Annotated in this window: 13 protein-coding genes and 1 tRNA gene; 5 read left to right on the forward strand and 9 right to left on the reverse strand. The window is 65.5% G+C overall.

Going from position 1 to position 16,702, the window contains the following annotated elements; genetic code table 11:
- Positions 1–12: 12 nt before the first annotated feature.
- Positions 13–474 carry a YkgJ family cysteine cluster protein gene (locus KYT87_RS03620; protein WP_046804230.1) on the reverse strand — a complete coding sequence of 154 codons (462 nt, stop codon included), beginning with the start codon at positions 472–474 and terminating at the stop codon, positions 13–15.
- A 221-nt stretch (positions 475–695) separates the two neighbouring features.
- On the opposite strand from KYT87_RS03620, the gene KYT87_RS03625 reads away from it, so the two are divergent.
- Positions 696–1,301 carry a DNA-3-methyladenine glycosylase I gene (locus tag KYT87_RS03625; RefSeq protein WP_219991706.1) on the forward strand — a complete coding sequence of 202 codons (606 nt, stop codon included), beginning with the start codon at positions 696–698 and terminating at the stop codon, positions 1,299–1,301.
- Between the two features lie 19 nt (positions 1,302–1,320).
- Here the strand turns inward: KYT87_RS03625 and KYT87_RS03630 are convergent, their stop codons facing one another.
- Positions 1,321–3,246: an LTA synthase family protein gene (locus tag KYT87_RS03630; RefSeq protein ID WP_120153853.1), complete on the reverse strand. Its 1,926-nt coding sequence runs from the start codon at positions 3,244–3,246 to the stop codon at positions 1,321–1,323.
- Between the two features lie 355 nt (positions 3,247–3,601).
- Here KYT87_RS03630 and KYT87_RS03635 point away from each other — a divergent pair, with 355 nt between their 5' ends.
- Positions 3,602–5,677, forward strand: coding sequence for an AsmA family protein (locus tag KYT87_RS03635; RefSeq protein WP_219991707.1), 2,076 nt, complete (start codon positions 3,602–3,604; stop codon positions 5,675–5,677).
- A gap of 85 nt (positions 5,678–5,762) precedes the next feature.
- On the opposite strand, the gene KYT87_RS03640 is transcribed toward KYT87_RS03635, so the two are convergent.
- Complete coding sequence (locus KYT87_RS03640; RefSeq protein ID WP_219991708.1) at positions 5,763–7,358, reverse strand: sensor domain-containing diguanylate cyclase; 1,596 nt, start codon at positions 7,356–7,358, stop codon at positions 5,763–5,765.
- A gap of 11 nt (positions 7,359–7,369) precedes the next feature.
- On the reverse strand, positions 7,370–8,014 hold the full coding sequence (locus tag KYT87_RS03645) for a TetR/AcrR family transcriptional regulator (RefSeq protein ID WP_219991709.1): 645 nt from the start codon (positions 8,012–8,014) through the stop codon (positions 7,370–7,372).
- Between the two features lie 114 nt (positions 8,015–8,128).
- Between KYT87_RS03645 and KYT87_RS03650 the strand changes: the two genes are divergently transcribed.
- Positions 8,129–8,875, forward strand: a complete 747-nt coding sequence (locus tag KYT87_RS03650; RefSeq protein WP_046804225.1) for an SDR family NAD(P)-dependent oxidoreductase — start codon at positions 8,129–8,131, stop codon at positions 8,873–8,875.
- 162 nt (positions 8,876–9,037) lie between these two features.
- Positions 9,038–9,113, forward strand: a tRNA-Lys gene (locus KYT87_RS03655).
- Between the two features lie 148 nt (positions 9,114–9,261).
- Here KYT87_RS03655 and KYT87_RS03660 read toward each other — a convergent pair.
- Both KYT87_RS03660 and KYT87_RS03665 read right to left on the reverse strand, forming a co-directional pair.
- Positions 9,262–9,531 carry a PAAR domain-containing protein gene (locus KYT87_RS03660; protein WP_046804224.1) on the reverse strand — a complete coding sequence of 90 codons (270 nt, stop codon included), beginning with the start codon at positions 9,529–9,531 and terminating at the stop codon, positions 9,262–9,264.
- 16 nt (positions 9,532–9,547) lie between these two features.
- Positions 9,548–9,802 (reverse strand): hypothetical protein, encoded by a 255-nt coding sequence (locus KYT87_RS03665; protein ID WP_104143413.1) that lies wholly within the window; start codon positions 9,800–9,802, stop codon positions 9,548–9,550.
- 186 nt (positions 9,803–9,988) lie between these two features.
- Here KYT87_RS03665 and tssA point away from each other — a divergent pair, with 186 nt between their 5' ends.
- A complete protein-coding gene (tssA, locus tag KYT87_RS03670; protein ID WP_219991710.1) occupies positions 9,989–11,116 on the forward strand; it encodes a type VI secretion system protein TssA in 1,128 nt (375 codons plus the stop codon).
- A 16-nt stretch (positions 11,117–11,132) separates the two neighbouring features.
- On the opposite strand, the gene KYT87_RS03675 is transcribed toward tssA, so the two are convergent.
- From KYT87_RS03675 to tssM, 3 genes are read right to left on the reverse strand one after another with little or no spacing between them, the layout of a single operon-like run.
- Positions 11,133–11,927 carry an OmpA family protein gene (locus tag KYT87_RS03675; RefSeq protein ID WP_046804221.1) on the reverse strand — a complete coding sequence of 265 codons (795 nt, stop codon included), beginning with the start codon at positions 11,925–11,927 and terminating at the stop codon, positions 11,133–11,135.
- Between the two features lie 3 nt (positions 11,928–11,930).
- Complete coding sequence (gene tagF, locus KYT87_RS03680) at positions 11,931–12,914, reverse strand: type VI secretion system-associated protein TagF (RefSeq protein WP_104143416.1); 984 nt, start codon at positions 12,912–12,914, stop codon at positions 11,931–11,933.
- Positions 12,911–16,702 carry a type VI secretion system membrane subunit TssM gene (gene tssM / locus KYT87_RS03685; protein WP_255593871.1) on the reverse strand — a complete coding sequence of 1,264 codons (3,792 nt, stop codon included), beginning with the start codon at positions 16,700–16,702 and terminating at the stop codon, positions 12,911–12,913. Before tssM ends, tagF begins: the two co-directional genes overlap by 4 nt.

The raw sequence follows: 16,702 nt of genomic DNA on the forward strand, positions 1-16,702 counted from the left end.
GCGGGCGCGTGGCTACGCCGCGGCCGGTTGATCCGGGTGCATCGGGCCTTGCGGGTCGTTTTCCGCATCGGGGCGGGGCGCAACGGGCGCCAGCCCCAGGCCTGCGCGCAGGCGCTGGCAGTCCGGGTTCGGCGACCCATCGGGCATCCAGATATCGAATTCCCGGCAGGGCGTGGGGCGGTCTTCGTAGATGGCGCAGTGGATGCCGGGCTTGCCCAGTTCGCCACGCAGTGAAATGCAGCGGCCGCCTCCCATTTCGGTGCCCTTCATGCAGGCACGCAGCGGGCTCATCTGCGTGACCAATTCCACCGGCACGTGGCCGCCGTTTTCGCCCGCCAGCTCGCCGCAATAGAACGACACCCGAAAGTGCGAGCAACAGGCGCCGCAGTCCAGGCAAGGGTTGGCATCGGCCTTGTCACCGGCCAGGATGGCGGGCGACACGAACGTCAGAACAGCGGTCTCTAGCAGCGACATGAGAGAGGGGAGAAGTTTGGCAAGCCTGCCCAACCGCGGGATGGACGCAAAACGGGCTTGCTGTTGGTGCAAGCCCGTTTGGGATCCGGGGCGCGCGCGGACAGGGCCGGCACGGGATCAGCGCGCAAATAGTAGCTGGATTCAGACTGCGGCTGCTACGACTTTTTTCGGGGACGTTGCTGCGTTAGCATCGATACCTGACCGCAGCCTGGAGCTTTGCCTTGAACGCCAAAAACGACTTCCCCGACGGCCTTGCCCGTTGCGGCTGGGTGGATACATCCGCCGAGTACATGGCCTATCACGACACCGAGTGGGGGCGCCCGCAAGGGGATGATCGCGCGCTGTTCGAACAGCTTTGCCTTGAAGGATTTCAGTCCGGCCTCAGCTGGCGCACCATCCTGAACAAGCGCGCGGCGTTTCGTCGCGCCTTCGCCGAGTTCGACCCCGCCCGCGTCGCGAAGTTTGGCGAGAAAGACATCCAGGCGCTGTTGGCCGATGCCGGCATCGTGCGCCATCGGGGCAAGATTGAAGCCGTGATCAACAACGCGGCGCGCGCGTTGGAAATGATCGATCGGGAAAGGTCCCTGGCCGCGTTCTTCTGGCGCTTTGAAGCGCCCGACGGGTCGCCATCGACGCTGGGCGCGTCAACGTCAGAGCAATCCATCGCGCTGTCCAAGGCATTGAAAAAGCTGGGCTGGAAGTTCGTCGGGCCCACCACTGTCTACGCCTTCATGCAATCGGTGGGCATGGTCAACGACCACACCCCCGACTGCCATTGCCATGCGCCCAGCAACAAGGCGCGCAAGGGGTTCCTGCGCCCGCGCTGATCAGCGCGTGGCGCGTGGATCAGCGCTTGGCGGCGTCCACCGGCGTGGCCGCCGTTTCGGGCGTCAGCCCGGGCAGGCTGTAACGGCCTTCGCGATACGCCCAGCTGGGCCATAGCGCGTGGGCCAGCGCTTCGGTGGCCAGTTCGGGGTTCAGGGCAACGGGCGCGTAGTCTTCCGGCGCGGTGTAGCGGTACTGCACCGGCGTTTTGTTGGGCGCCAGCACCAGCAAGTCGTTTTCCTTCAGATACCCGTACGTGTTGTCGTACTGCATGATGGCGCGGCCCGGTGTGCTGCGCGTCAGGTCGTGGCCGATCATCGGGTGTTCGGTGTCCACGCCGATCAGCGACAGCAAGGTGGGCGGCAGGTCGATCTGGCTGATCAGGCGGTCGTCGCGGCGTGCCTCGACGCCGGCGCCCAGGATCACGGCGGGAATATGGAAGTGGCGCACCGGCACCAGGCTGGCGCCGAACACGCGCGAATCGTGGTCGGCCGCCACCAGGAACACGGTGTTCTCCCAGTATGGCGACGCCTTGGCGCGTTCAAAGAAGCGGCCCAGCGCCCAGTCCGCATAGCGCACCGTGTTCTCCACGGTGGCGGGGTTGCCTTCCGTCTGGATGCGGCCGGCGGGGTATTCCCAAGGGGTGTGGTTCGATACGCTGAACGCCAGCGTGAAGGTGGGCTTGTCGCCGTCTTCGCGCAGCAGGCGGTCAAGCTGATTGAACATGTCTTCGTCCGACGCACCCCAGGTGCCCACGAACGCGGGGTCGACGAAGTCGGCGCGGTCAACGATCTGCTTGAAGCCGTTGCCCAGGAAAAAGCCCTTCATATTGTCAAAGTGCGATTCGCCGCCGTAGATGAAGCGCGAATGGTAGCCATGGCGGCCCAGCAGGTCAGCCAGCGAGAAAAAGCCGCGCTGCGAACGGGGCAGCTTCAATACGGCCTGGGCAGGCGTGGGCAAAAAGCCCGTCACCACGGCTTCCAGCCCGCGCACCGAGCGCGTGCCGGTGGCATAGGCGCGCGTAAACGCCCAGGCTTCGCGCGCCAGCGCATCCAATTCCGGCGTCAGGTTGGCGCCGCCCAAGCCCGCGCTGTATTGCGCGCCCAGGCTCTCTTCAAGAATGATCACCAGGTTCAGCGGCCGCGCCGTCTTGCGCGTGGCGGGTTGGCGATGCAGGCTGGGGTAGTCGGGGTTGGCGGGCGGATTGGGCAGGCCGGCTTGCGCCAGCACCAGATCGTGCATCTGGTCATCGTCCATGCCGCCGTACACCGCCGAGGCCGACTTTTCGTTCTTCATGCTGTAGACGGCGTAGAACACGTTGTAGAGCGAATTGAGCGCCAGCGTGTTCAGCATGCCGTCCGAGCAATAGGCCACCGAAGACGGGTTGATCGGGCGATGGCCCAGCGTGCCGCGTATGGCCAGGATGACCACCGCCAGGATCACCACGCTGGCAATCGGCATCTGCCACCAGGTCAGCGCCGCGTCGGCCTGGGCGTGTCCGAACAGGGCGTACGCGCCCCAGCCGATCAGCGCCAGGGCGGCAAAGGCGCCCACCAGCACGAGCTTGTAGCCGCGCCACAGCATGCCCGAGACTTCGCGCGGGTGCTTCAGGTATTCAACGAACAGGCGGTTGGGCCGGGAGTCGTATTCCAGGATGAAGGGCGGCGAGGCCACTTCCAGAAAGGCCAGCAGCATGAAGGCCACCAGGTACCAATATCCGGCAAGCGAGGCGGCAATCGGAAAGTGGCCAAAGAAAGGCGACAGCACCGCCGGCAGCGCGGCCAGCACGGCGATCTGATGCGCGTCGATGCGCAAACCGCCCAGCAACAAGGGGACCAGGCCACCGGCATTGCGCACGCGCTGCCACTGCCAGGCGGCCAGCGCCAAGCGGCTCAACGTCAGCAGCGCAAATGCCGCCACTACGAAAATCAGGGTTGAATGCCGCATTGGGCCTCCAGGTTGTTCTGCATCCGGCCCGGTGGGCCGAAACCAATCTTGCGGGCATTGGATCAGGGACCGCGTAGAAAATTCAGCGAATCCGCGCGCCCGACCACGCCGGTCACCGCTTCGGCTATTTCGCTTTGTAACGGCCCTTATTGTGCTTCACCTTTACCGGGCACGCCGCATGCTGCGTCAGGCAAGGCGACGACCGCCATGTCGGCCGGTACGCAGCGCCGCCGCTTGGAAAGATCCGCACACATTATGGGGCCGGCAAGCTTAACCCTTGCCCCGGGCCGCGATACCCTTGTTGGTAAATGGGGTCGGCGGTGACGGGCCGGCCATAACGCCAAGGATGAACGCCATGACGCGAACAAGAAAAATAGCGATCGGGATTGTAGGGGCTCTGGCCTTGATCGTGCTGGTATTGGCGGTGGTGATCGCCACCTTTGACTGGAACCGCGCCAAGCCCATGATCAACGAACGCGCCAGCGCCGCCATCGGCAGGCCGTTCGCCATCAATGGCGATCTCAGCGTCAAGTGGCAGCGTGAACGGGACGAGGGCGGTTGGCGGGCCTGGGTGCCGTGGCCGCATGTGGTCGCCAACGATATTTCGATCGGCAATGCGCCCTGGGCCAAGGCCCCGAACTTCGCCACGCTCAAGCGCGGCGAGTTCAGCCTGGCGCTGTTGCCATTGCTGCGCCAGCGCGTCGTCATTCGCAGAATCCAGCTGACCGAGCCCGCCGCCGATCTGCAACGGCTGGCCGATGGCCGCGCCAACTGGGTGTTCACGCTGCCTGAATCCGGCGAGCCGTCGCCGTGGGTGCTGGACATCAACGAGATCGGTTTCGACAAGGGCCGCGTCGGTTTCGTCGACGAGACGCTTAAAGCCGACCTGACGGTGCTGGTCGATCCGCTGGGCAAGCCCGTCCCGTTCGCCGACGTGGCGGGCGCCGCCGTCGCGCCACAGGACGGCCAGGCCCCGGCGCCGCGCGACTATGTCTTCGGCTGGAAGGTTGACGGCAAATACAAAGGTCTGGACACCAAAGGCGAAGGCAAGGTCGGCGGCATGTTGGCCCTGCAAGATCCCAAGCAACCCTTTCCGGTCCAGGCGGATGTCGCCGTGGGCGGCACCAAGGCGTCGATCACCGGCACCGTGACCGACCCCGCCAACCTGGGCGCGCTGGACTTGCGCCTGAAGCTGGCCGGCGCATCGATGGCGCAGTTGTACCCGCTGACGGGCGTGACCTTGCCGGATACGCCGCCGTATTCCACGGATGGGCATTTGGTGGCCAAGCTGCAAAACCCGGGCGGCGCCGTGTTTGACTACAAGGACTTCAACGGCAAGGTCGGCAATAGCGACTTGCATGGCGACATCACCTTTGCCCTGGGGGCGCCGCGGCCCAAGCTGACGGGCAAGTTGTCGTCCAAGCAATTGCGCATGGTCGACCTGGGGCCGTTGATCGGGGTGCCGGCAGACGGCACCGCCGCCGCACCCGCCGACAAGACGAAGGACGCGCCGGCCAAGCCCAAGGGCGGCAAGGTGCTGCCCACGCAGGCGTTTCGCACCGACCGCTGGCGCGACATGGATGCCGACGTGTCGCTGGACGCCGGCCGCATCATCCACGACAGCAAGCTGCCCTTGTCAGACCTGTCGGTGCACGTGGTCTTGCAGGACGGCAAGCTGACGCTGGACCCCTTCAAGTTCGGTATTGCGGGGGGCAACATCAACGGCACCATCAATCTGGACGGCGCCCACGAGGCCATGGCCGGGCGCGTGGACCTGCATGCGCGCCGCCTGCGGCTCAAGCAGCTGTTCCCCGCCACGGAAGCCATGCAGAAGACGCTGGGCGAACTGAACGGGGATCTTGCCGTCAGCGGCACCGGCAATTCCGTGGGGGCGCTGCTGGGCACGTCCACCGGCGACATCAAAATGCTGGTCAACGACGGCGTCATCAGCCGCAGCCTGATGGAGATCGCCGGCCTGAATGTGGGCAACTACGTGGTGTCCAAGCTGTTTGGCGACGACGAGGTAAAGATCAATTGCGGCGCCGCCGACCTGGCCATGAAAAACGGCGTGATGACGCCGCGCGTCTTTGTTTTCGACACTGAAAACGCGCTGATCAGCATCACCGGCACGGCCGATTTCAAGAACGAAAAAATCGATATGGACGTCACGCCCGACAGCAAGGGCTTCCGCATCTTTTCGCTGCGTTCGCCCTTGTACGTGCGCGGTACGTTCGGCGACCCCGATGTGGGCGTGCACGTGGGCCCGCTGGCCGCGCGCGGCGCGGGCATGGTGGCGCTCGGCGTGTTGCTGACCCCGGCCGCCGGCCTGCTGGCCTTGATCGCGCCCAGCACCAACGACGAAAACGCGTGCGGGCCGTTGCTGGAACAGATGCGCAAGCCGCCGACCGCGCCGGCGCAGAAGGGGAAGTAGGTCGGTAAGGATGGCGGCCCTCGGCTAATGGGCCACCGTGCCGCCGTGCCGCCGCCGTGCCGCCGCGCCGCCACCTGCGGCATCGCTACTTCGGCGACACGCGCCGGGCACCTTCCGGTTCGGCGTCATCCGCCACGCACACGGCGTTGCGGCCGTTGTTCTTCGCGTAATAAAGCGCCTTGTCCGCCCGCCGGTAGACCGCTTCCAGCGTGGCGCCGTGTTCGGGATAGCGAGCCACGCCCACCGACACCGTCAGCGGCGACCCGATGGAATCCGGCGGCTGCCGCGAGGCGATCTGCTGCCGCAGCCGTTCGGCGGCAGCCGCCGCGGAATGCAGCGAGGCGCCCGGCATCAGCACCACGAATTCTTCGCCACCCGCGCGCGCCAGGGTGTCGCCCACCCGCGAGCCTTCGCCCATGACGGCTGCCAACGCCTGCAAGGCCCGGTCGCCCGCCGTGTGCCCATAGCGGTCATTGATGGTCTTGAAGTGGTCGATGTCGATGGCCAGCAGCGCCACGGGCGATTCGCCCGCTTGCAAGAGCGCCATGGCCTCGTCCAGGCCGCGCCGGTTCAGCAGCCCCGTCAACGTGTCGGTGGTGCTTTCACGGCGCAGGTCGCGAATCTTGTGATGGATCGACGCCAAGCCGATGATGAGCGCGCGCTTGAGCTGCGCCGCCTCGAAATACCACGACCGCACGTCGCGGATACGGTCGGCGGAATCCGGGTCTTCCATGCGCTTGGCGATGCCCGCCAGTTCGCCCAGCGGCCGGGCAATCCAGCCCGACAGTACCCAGATCGTGATGATGGACAACAGCAGCAAGGGCAGGGTATTGCGCGCGGTGGCCATGAGCAGGTCGCTCAAGGGTTGCAGGGTGCCCGCGACCGGCCGCTGCGCGACGATGCTCCAGCCGGTGCTGGGCACGGGGGCGTAACCCGCAAGCATGTCGCGGCCTTGCTGATCGGTAAACCGCATTTCACCCGTTTCACCCCGCCGAGCCGCGGCCAATGCGTCGATGTCCGGCGCCTTGTGGCCCAGCAGGCTGCGATCCGGGTGATAGATCAGCGTGCCGTTGCGATCCATCACGTACACGAAGGAATCATCGCGATAGAAATGCTTGTCCAGCAGGCGATCCAGCGCGTTGTCCTCGTGCAGGTACAGCGTGCCGGCGATGTACCCCAGGTAACGGTAATCACGCGAGAAAATCGGATGCGAATACAGAATCAGCCAGCGGTTGTTGCTGGCCTGATAGGGTTCGCTGATATTCGGCTGCTGCGTGCGGATGGCATTGCGCGACGGCTCGCTGGTCAGTTGCTGGCCCAGCAGTTGCGGATACGCCGACGATGCCGCAATGACCTTGCCCGTCGGCGAGACCACGACGGTGGAATTGAACTGCCCCATCTGCGCTTGCTGGCGCCGCGTTTCTTCGACCATCAAGCCGGGGCGCGCTTCCATGTCGGTCAGCACGTCGGCGCTATACGCCAGATAACGCCGCACGTCCGCCAGGAACAGGTCGGTGGTGACGGCAAGCTTGGACGCGTAGACGCGGTTGACCTCAAGCGCGTTGTGCAGCAGCAGGTCGCGCTGCACCAGGTAGCTGGCGTGCAATCCGCCGGCCAGCACCAAAACGACCGACAGCAGGCAGATCCAAAGGATAAGGCGCCGAAGGTCGATGCGGAACATGGTCGCGGCCGTCAGGAACGGGCGTGGCCCGGAGGCACGCCTGAAGGCGGCCGGCTGCCCGTCAGGGCGTCCCAGGCGCACATGGCTTGCCGAGCCACTGATTGCAAAGTCTTGCGGCTGGCGCCGTCGCGCGCCTGGATCGACATGCCGTGCAACACGGTCGTGTAGAACGCCGCCAGCGCTTTCACGTCGGTGCCGGCAGGCAGTTCGCCGTCGGCAACGCCGGCGGCAAGGCGGGTCTGAATCCGGGCCTGCATCTCACGCCGGCTATCGCAGAGGAATTCGCCAACGCTGGCGTGGTTGACGCTGCCGGACGGCGCGCCCAATACGATCATGCAGCCGGGCGGCGTGCCCGGCGCGGTGAAGCGTTCGGCTGCTGCCATCAGCATGGCTTGAACGCCTTCACGCGCTGTCGCGCCGCCTTGCAATGCGCGCCGCGATCCCCCGCCGGCGGTCTCACGGTATAGCTCGACGGCTTCACGAAACAGGTCTTCCTTGGAGCCGAACGCGCCATAAAGGCTGGGCGAGTTAATGCCCATCGCTTCCGTGAGTTCGGACAGCGATGCTGCTTCATATCCCTTCGACCAGAAAACTTCCATTGCCTTTTGCAAGGCCTGGGCCCGGTCAAAGCTCCGGGGGCGCCCACGTTCTGCCATGGCGGGATTTTACCTGCGACGCCTATTTTGTGTTGATCGATAAAAAATTTGTTGACGCCGCAAATATTTCGCGGCGATGATATTTGTATCGATCACTACAAATAAGGATGAAACATGGGCAACTTGAACGGAAAGGTCGCATTCGTGACAGGCGGCAGTCGTGGCATCGGCGCGGCCATCGTGCGCCGGCTGGCCGCCGAGGGCGCGCACGTCGCCTTCACCTACGTCAGCCCTTCCTCGGCTGACGCAGCCAAGGCACTGGCAACGGAATTGACCACCGGCGCACGCCAGGTGCGCGCCATCCAGGCCGATGCGGAAGATGCGCTGGCCGTCAGGCAGGCCGTGGAAGAAGCGATCAAGCTGCTTGGACCGGTGGACGTGCTGGTCAACAACGCGGGCATTTTCGTCACCGGCGTCATCGGCGACACCAGCCTTGAGGAATACGAACGCACGATGAACATCAACGTGCGCGCTCCGTTCGTGGCCATCCGCACCGCGCAGGCATCCATGCCGGACGGCGGCCGCATCATCAACATCGGCAGTTGCCTGTCCCAACGCGCCGGCCGCCCCGGCGTGGCGCTGTACGCGGCCAGCAAGACCGCGCTGATCGGGCTCAGCCAAGGCCTGGCCCGCGACCTGGGCGCACGCGGCATCACCGTCAACGTCGTGCACCCCGGCCCGATCGACACCGACATGAACCCGGCGAACGGCGACCACGCGGCCGACCTCGTCGCCGTGCTGTCGCTGCCGCACTATGGCGAACCGCGCGACATCGCGGGCATGGTGGCCTTCCTGGCCGGCCCGGAAGGGCGTTACATCACGGGCGCCAGCCTGTCGGTGGACGGCGGCTACGCAGCCTGACGCAGCGGGTGTGAAAGTTTTTTCGCACCCGACTTGCACAAACAAAAAAACCTACATATAATCTTGCTTCTTCGCACTACACACATAGCGAAACGCAGTCAGCAGCAAGGCCATCAACAGATAGCCGCGCGGTTGAAAACGAATCGAAATGCGTGCATTGCAGGGCTGTTAGCTCAGTTGGTAGAGCAGCGGACTCTTAATCCGTAGGTCGAGTGTTCGAGCCACTCACAGCCCACCAGAATTTTTGGTCGTACCCGGGAAACTTGGTGCACCAGGCAAAAAAAGCCCACCGCATGCGGTGGGCTTTTTGCTTTCCGGCCTTTTGCTTTGCGCGATTCCGACGGGACAGGGATACCTACCCCCGGCCCGTCATTGCATTGCACGCCTCACCCAAACTCCAACTGATAAAAACTCTGGCTCGCGATCAGCGTCGCGCCGCAGGACGTGCGCATGCCTTCCAGCGCGGTCATGCGGTCGGAGCTGACGTTGTGCACGCCTTCGACGATGGTGTGCGTGTCGCCGCATTTGGGGCAGGTGACGCGGTCGCCGACGCGGGCCATGGGTTGGCCGAAGATGATGACGGTTTCATCGCCGGTCACGACGACGCCGCCGTGCGACGTCTTGTCGCCTTTGCGGATGACGGGGCGTTGGGACATGGCGCGAGATATCTGTTTACAGATACGTGCCGTCCGGCGCGCGCCGGGCAGGGCCGACCACGAACGTGCCGTCGGGCGCCATGCGCACGGGGCCGCCGCCGCCTTTGTAGCTGCCGTCCGGCGCGCGTTGCGGGGTGCCTGCCACGTACGTGCCGTCGGGGGCGCGGGTGATGGGGCCTTCGCCGCCGACATAGGTGCCGTCGGGCGCTCGGCGCGGGGTGCCGGCAATGAAGTGCCCGTCGGGCAACATGCGGATGGATTTCGTCGTCATGGACGCTCCTTGGGTAGGAGCCGAAATCATAACGATGCATCGTGATGCGCCTTGTAATAGGACGTGTCATCTTTGAACGTTATGCGTAAGCGAATGTGGGATCATTTCCGCCATTCCCGCCGCTGGCAGCGTTGTCTTCGCCTTTGGGCCCTGACGCCGCCAGCCCCGCTACCGCCTTCCAGAACTATGACCGACATCAACGCCTTGTTGCTTCCAATACCCGGCGATGCGCCCTGCGGCGTGGACCTGGTGTTCTCGCCTGAATTCGACGCCATACGCGAAGCGCGTCGGCACGACGATCCGCAGCTGGACCAAGGCGACTGGATCATTGATTTGAAAGAGGCCGACTGGCCGGAAGTGGCGCGCATCTGTTCCGAGGCGCTGCGCAACCGTAGCAAGGACATACGCATTGCGTCGTGGCTGGCGGAAGCGTGGGCCAAGACGCGCGGCTTTGCGGGCTTGCGCGACGGTTATCTGTTGATCGACGGCCTGTGCCAGAACTATTGGGATGGCCTGCACCCCGTGCCCGAGGATGGCGACGTGCAGCAACGCGTGGGCAACCTGGCGTGGCTGCTGTCGCGGTCGCAGCAACTGATTGGTGAGATTCCGCTGACGCAGGCGGACGGCGCGCGTTATGGCGCGGTGCTCTGGGAGGCCGCCAGCCAGTTGGCTAACGCCGTCAAGCGCACGCCGGACAACGCCAACGAGCTGACCCGGGGCAAGCTCACGCTAGACCGCTTTGATGCGGCGCGGCGCGATACGCCGCCGTCGTTCTATTCCGAATTGGACGGCCAGCTGGAAGGTTGCGCGCAGGCGTTGGCGCAGCTGGAACGCACGCTGGACGAGCGGCTGGGCGACGAAAGCCCGGCGTTTTCGAGGGTGCGCGAGGCGCTGCGCAACGTGACCGAATTGGTCCACCGCTTTGCGCGCGACGCTGGTTTGCTGGTGCGCGCCGATATGGCGCCGACCTTGCCACAGCCGCCCTTGGCGCCCGCCGTTCCCACCCGTGTGGAGCCGACCTTGCCCGCCGACGATTCCTTCCCTGCCGCCGGTGCGCCGGTCGGCATCCCCGCGACGCCCGCCGTGCGTGGTCCGATCCAGACGCGCGAGCAGGCGTTGGCGCAGCTGCGCGAGGTGGCTGATTTTTTCCGCCGCACCGAGCCGCACAGCCCGGTAGCCTACCTGGCCGACAAAGCGGCCAGCTGGGGCGAGATGTCGCTGCACCTGTGGCTGCGCACGGTGGTCAAGAACGACGAGACCCTGTCGGGCCTGGAAGAACTGCTGGGCATCAAGAAGGCCGGCGAGAACGGCTAAGCGCCAACCGCCAGCCTTATCGTGCCGCGCGGAATTCGATGCGTCGGTTCTTGGCCCGCCCCTCGGCCGTGGCGTTGGTCGCGACCGGTTGATCCGGGCCCGCGCCCATCGCCTCGAAGCGCGACACCGGCAAGCCCTTGTCCACCAGATAATCCCGCACCGCATCCGCGCGCGCCTGGCTCAGCGCCAGGTTGGTGCTGCGGCTGCCTGAACTGTCGGTGTGGCCGATGATCTGGATCTTGTCGGCACGCAGTTTGGGCACCGCATCCGCCACGCGGTCCAGCAACTCGCGGCCGCGTGCCGTCAGCCGCGTGCTGCCCGTTTCGAATTCCACAACGCGGTTGCTCAGCAGGTTGTCCAGCACATCCTGTTCGTCCTTGCCAGCCGATACGCGCAGGCCGTTGACGATCTTGTACGTGGGGTTCAGCGACGTGGCGAAGGTGCTGGCGATCTGTTGCCGCGACGCTTCGTTGTCCACCTCGCCGCGCAAGCGGATCTGCGTGCCGTCGATCTCCAGCTGACCCCGGTTGATTTGCTTGAGCGGGGTGTCCAGCAGCTTGCTGACGTGTTGCGACCAGTTCGCCGGCGCGACCACGCCGCCCACGTCGATGCGATCAATCACGTTGCCCACGCCATAGACCTTCTGCAAGCGCGCCAGCACGTCGGCCTTGGTGGCCTCGTCGGGCACCGCGCCGCTGGCCACCACCTGGCCGGGTTGGGGGATGACGTTGGCCGGCACCACCGTTGCGGCATCCTGGGCATGGGCCGCGCACGACAGCGTGGCGGCCAGGGCAAGAATAAGCGTGCGCATGCGCTAGGCTCCGATGAAAACTTCGCGGAACGTTTCCAGCGCCTGGCGCAAGGAAAGCCGCGGTTGATCCAGATAGCTCGACAGCTTGGCCAGCCCGTGGCTGGCGCTGACATGGTCGCGCACCCACGGCGCGCCCTCCAGCACGATGTAGTGCTGCGATAAGGTCTGCGGCGTGGACAACAGGCTGGCCAGCGTCTGCGGCGATGCGCCCCGAAAGCCCACCACCAGCCGATGCTTGCCCGCCACCCTGCCGATGAACATGGCGATTTCAAAGTCGGCGCGCGTCAGGAAGGGCGCGATCAGCGTCATCCAATACGTGGCCACCAGGTTGATGTAGAGCGGGTCGTCCGGCAGCGGCAACGCCAGCCCCGTGTCCAGCTGCGACGAGCCGCTGGACATCACGGGTGCAAGCAGGATGCCCAGCGCCAGCACGATGTCGTGCATGCTGGCCGCGTGGCCGTTGTTGCGCAGCATGGCCTCTACGCGTTCGATTGTTTGCAGGTCGATGAAGGCATCGAAGCCGTCGTCGGCCGCCGTGCGGATCTCGCCTTCCAGGTCGTTCAGCGTTTGCAGCGCCGGGGCGGGGTCGCCGTCCTGCATCAGCTGCGCGGCGGCCGCGCCCATGCGGTTCCACATGCGGCTGAACGCCAGCGGGCTGCGCGCGATGAAATCCAGCGGACGCGCTACCTCTACCGACGTCGCGCTGATGAACGGAAAGCGCCGCCCTGACTGGTCGCGGCTGGGTTGCAGGTGGCCGGCAATGGCCAGCTTGCCGCGCGAGCCCAAGACCGCGAAGGGCACGGGCTGCGCCTCGTCGTACAGCGTCTTCCAGTGCGGGTCTTGCGCCAGGATCTCCATGGTGTTCGCCACCCACGCATCCAGCGTCGACATCAGCTGGGGGTGCGAGGTGTTCTTCACGAAATCACCGCGAGACGGGATTTTGCCGAAGTAGGCCGTACGGAACATGGGGGACTGCGGATGGCTCATTGCTGCGCTCCGGCAGGCGTCGGGGCGACGGGGGGTTGAGAGGACGCGCCCACCACCGAGGCGGGAAGGCGCAGGTTGCGCAGCCCTTGGCTGCCGGGTTCGGTGCCGCCCGCGCTGGCGGCTTGCGCGTTGCTGATGATGCGCAGCTTGACCGGCACGGTGATGTTCGACTTGGTCCAGCTCATGTCGAAGCTGCCGTCGGGGTTGGGCTTGCGCTGCGATCCGGAGATCAGCCGTTCCAGGCCAAAGCGGCCCGGCTCGTTGATGACCTCGACCACGGTGCCGTCAAACGCGGTGGCCGTGATGCGCGCGCCCGGTGCGCCCTGCGCATTGGGCCACACGAAGTTGACCCACTGCGGCGGCGTATTGCGATAGCGCAGTTGCTGGCCGTCGATCTCGATGGTGTATTCCGTGACGCCGCCCGCCGGCTTGGGTTGGATCTGGAACAGCGTCTGCGGCTGCGACGCCGCGCCCGAGCCTGCCGCCCCGCCCGCCAGCGGGGCCACCCACTGTGCAAAGTTGGCAGTGAACGAGGGCTGCAAATCTATGCCCATGTCGCCCCAGGTGCGCGCCGTCAGGATGTCGCCGCGCCGCACGGTCAGCGGCCCCAGCGTGTCGTTCACGTACTTGGCGATGCTGCCTTGCGGGCCGAACACCTGGCCGATTTCTTCGCCGCTGGCCTCGATGCCTGCCTTGGTCGAGAACGGATACTTGTCGGCCAGGCCTTGGCTGAAGGGCTGATAGACCTGCGCGTTCCACACCTTGTTCAGCTCGGTCTGGGCCGGTTGCATGGCCACGGCATAGCCCTGGATCAGCGGGCGCACCAGCAGCGGGCGCAGCGTCTCGCGTTGCGCGGGCGTCAGGCCGGCCAGCATCTGCTCATCAACCAGCTTCAGCGCATCGGCAAGCTCCGAGTCCTTGCCTTCCAGCGTCTGGCGCATCAGCAGCAAGGCGCCGGGGCCCGGGTCGCCCTGGTTGTTGATCAGGTTAAAGCGCGTGCGGATCTTCGACAGCGCCGTCATGTAGTTGCCCATCAGCGACTGGTTGTCGCGCGTGACCACCAATCGGGCTACGTCCGAGAACTCGCGGCCCACCGGCCCCATTGGAATCTGTTCGCCGTTGGCCGCCGTCTGCGCCTGCGCGGGCTTGGGCTGGCCCTGGCGCAGGATCACGCGCTTGAACCACGCCACCACACCCGTCTGCGCCTGCGAAATGCCCGTGTTGATCAGTGACGGGTTGTCCCACGACGTTTGCTCGTAGGTGGTGTTGATCAGCTTGACCAGCGGCGAATTCTGCGGATCGCCCAGGCGGTTCATGCCGTGCACCGCTTGCTCAAAGCTGTTGAACGGCTTGATCGTGACCCCGCGCAGCATCTTCTGCCATTCCTGCGCGTACTCGGTCTTGTACATCGTGGCCAGGCTTTTCTGGATTTGTTCCGGGCTGCCTTCCAGCGTGAGATCGTCGCGCGCGTTCACGCCCAGCACCCAGTCGCTGGTCTGCACTTCGCGCCGCGCGGCCTCGCCGATGGCGGGCTCGATGTATTGCTCCCACGCTTCGCGGGTGAAGGTGCCGGGCACGGCGTAGCTGCCCGCCACCACGGCGGCGTCGGCTTCGCCCATGATGCGCGCCACGGTCATTGCCGGGAAGCGCGTGGCGGCACGCGCCTTCAGCGTGGAATAGGCGCGTTCGCGCGCCGGCATGCCCTGCATCACGCTGCGCAGATTGCCGCGCGTGCGTTCCACCAACGCCAGATTGGTCTCGATCTGCGGCCAATCGGCATCGGCGGCGCGCGCCACGTAAAACGAAATCAGCCGCTCCGCGCTGCGGATCAACTGGTCGCGCGGCATGGCGCCGCGATTGGTTTCCAGCCAGCCGCGCCAAAAGCGTGTGATCTGATCCGACAGGTGGGTCGGGTCCACGTGCTCGCGGTTGGCCATCATCAGGTACGTCTTGAGCGCGTTGTACGCGTCGTCCACGTTGGTGGGCGAGGCGTCCTGGAACAAGGTGTCGCCGGCACTGGCGCGCGCCGGCTGTCCCTGTGCCTGGGCAGACGCCTGGGTGGATACCGGCGTGGCCGTCGCGCCGGATGCCGCGGCCTTCGACGTATCCACGCGGCCCAGATACTCTTCCAGGCTGGCCTTCACCGGCACCAGCATGAACTGGCGCAGGCCGTTGTAGTACTCGGCCAGCAGGCGTTCGCGCAGCACATCGCCCTGGTACAGCCCCAGGCCCAACGACAGGGGGCGGCTGGACGAATAGCGGTCCAGCTGTTCGATGCGGTCTTGCAGGATCTCCATCGCTTCCAGACGGCTTTGCAGATCGGTGCGTTCGCTTTGCAGGCGCACCACCTTGTCCAGATCCGCCTGCACGTTGGTGGCCAACTGGCGGTTGCCCAGGTACGACCAGCTCCAGCCGCCCAGCACCAGGCCCAGCGCCAGCACCAGGCCGAAGAAGGTCAGGTAACGCATGCGGACTTTGTTCGGGCTGGCGTGTTGGCGCACCAGCTTCTTGTCGGCAAAGATCACGTTGGAAAACAGGTCGCGCAGGAACAGGCCGTTGTGCGATGCCGTGTTGGGCGCCGCGCCGCGCGTGGATGGGCGCAGGCTGAAGCGCTCGGCCAGCTTCTCTGTCGAGGTGCTGCGCGAGGCGCCTTCCTGCAGGGCGCTGGTGAAGTAAAAGCCGCGAAACACCGGCTTGTACTGGAACGGATTGGTCTCGAACAAGGTCGACAGAAACGTGCGCAGCGCGGGTTTGATCGCCGCGAATTCCGGCGGAAAAGTCAGCAGGCCCGGGGGCAGGGCGCCGCTGCGTCGCAGCGAAATCTGCGCCGTGCCCATTTCCTTCAGGCCTTCATACAGCTCGTCAAAACGCTCGTCGAATTGCGTCAGCACGTCGCGGCTTTCGTCCGCGCCATACGGCAGCGTGGCGCCCCACACGCGGTCGCGCTCGCGCGGGTCGGCATCCGCAAAAAACTCCGAGAAGCCAGCGATCAGATCCGCCTTCGTGAAAATCACATACACCGGCGCAAACACCTCCAGCCGGTCGGTCAGTTCCTGCACGCGCTGGCGCAGGTTCTTGGCCAGGTTGATGGCAAATTCCGGGCCGGAATCGGTCAGCTCGCTGATGCTGGCCGCCACGATGATGCCGTTGATCGGCGCCTTCGGGCGATGGCGCTTGAGCAGGTCCAGAAAACTCATCCATTCGTTGCGGTCTTCTTCGTGCACCGAATAGCGGCCCGCCGTGTCCAGCAGGATGCCTTCCGTCGTGAAGAACCAATCGCAGTTGCGCGTGCCGCCCACGCCGCGCACGGCCGCGCCGTTCTTGTCCGCAAACGGAAATTGCAGGCCCGAATTGATGACCGCGCTGCTCTTGCCGGCCGCCGGGTTGCCGATGACGATGTACCAGGGCAGTTCGTACAGGGCTTCGTTGCCCGACGTCTGGCCGATCTTTGACGTCTTGATCGTGCGCACCGCCTGCGTCAGCCGTTGGCGCAAGGCGTCGATGTCGTTGCGGTTGGCGGCGGGGCTGGACACGGCGCCTGTTTGCACCTGTTGCTCAAGCATGTCGCCCAGCTGCTGGTTGGCGCGCCGCGTGCGGCGGCGCCGCCACAGCTGCACGCACAGCCACAGCAACAGCAGTACGCCCAGCGCGGTGCCGGCCCATATCAGCCCGATCTGCATGGTGTCCGCGAACAGGAACAGGAAGACGATCAGCGCGATCAACCCGATCACCATGAAGGTGCGCGGGTTGGCGAACACGCGCGCGCCCCAGTAGCGAATATCGCTCAT

The organism is Achromobacter sp. ES-001, from assembly GCF_019448355.1.
GTDB classification, from domain to species: Bacteria; Pseudomonadota; Gammaproteobacteria; order Burkholderiales; family Burkholderiaceae_B; genus Achromobacter; species Achromobacter spanius_B.

What these genes read in the sequence shown, in the direction of transcription:
- KYT87_RS03620 (WP_046804230.1), bottom strand. Translation starts at nt 474, where the DNA reads ATGTCGCTGCTAGAGACCGCTGTTCTGACGTTCGTGTCGCCCGCCATC.
- tagF (WP_104143416.1), bottom strand. Translation starts at nt 12,914, where the DNA reads ATGAGCCATCCGCAGTCCCCCATGTTCCGTACGGCCTACTTCGGCAAA.
- tssM (WP_255593871.1), bottom strand. Translation starts at nt 16,702, where the DNA reads ATGAGCGATATTCGCTACTGGGGCGCGCGCGTGTTCGCCAACCCGCGC.
- KYT87_RS03650 (WP_046804225.1), top strand. Translation starts at nt 8,129, where the DNA reads ATGGGCAACTTGAACGGAAAGGTCGCATTCGTGACAGGCGGCAGTCGT.
- KYT87_RS03645 (WP_219991709.1), bottom strand. Translation starts at nt 8,014, where the DNA reads ATGGCAGAACGTGGGCGCCCCCGGAGCTTTGACCGGGCCCAGGCCTTG.
- KYT87_RS03635 (WP_219991707.1), top strand. Translation starts at nt 3,602, where the DNA reads ATGACGCGAACAAGAAAAATAGCGATCGGGATTGTAGGGGCTCTGGCC.
- KYT87_RS03640 (WP_219991708.1), bottom strand. Translation starts at nt 7,358, where the DNA reads ATGTTCCGCATCGACCTTCGGCGCCTTATCCTTTGGATCTGCCTGCTG.
- KYT87_RS03675 (WP_046804221.1), bottom strand. Translation starts at nt 11,927, where the DNA reads ATGCGCACGCTTATTCTTGCCCTGGCCGCCACGCTGTCGTGCGCGGCC.
- KYT87_RS03660 (WP_046804224.1), bottom strand. Translation starts at nt 9,531, where the DNA reads ATGTCCCAACGCCCCGTCATCCGCAAAGGCGACAAGACGTCGCACGGC.
- KYT87_RS03665 (WP_104143413.1), bottom strand. Translation starts at nt 9,802, where the DNA reads ATGACGACGAAATCCATCCGCATGTTGCCCGACGGGCACTTCATTGCC.
- KYT87_RS03630 (WP_120153853.1), bottom strand. Translation starts at nt 3,246, where the DNA reads ATGCGGCATTCAACCCTGATTTTCGTAGTGGCGGCATTTGCGCTGCTG.
- tssA (WP_219991710.1), top strand. Translation starts at nt 9,989, where the DNA reads ATGACCGACATCAACGCCTTGTTGCTTCCAATACCCGGCGATGCGCCC.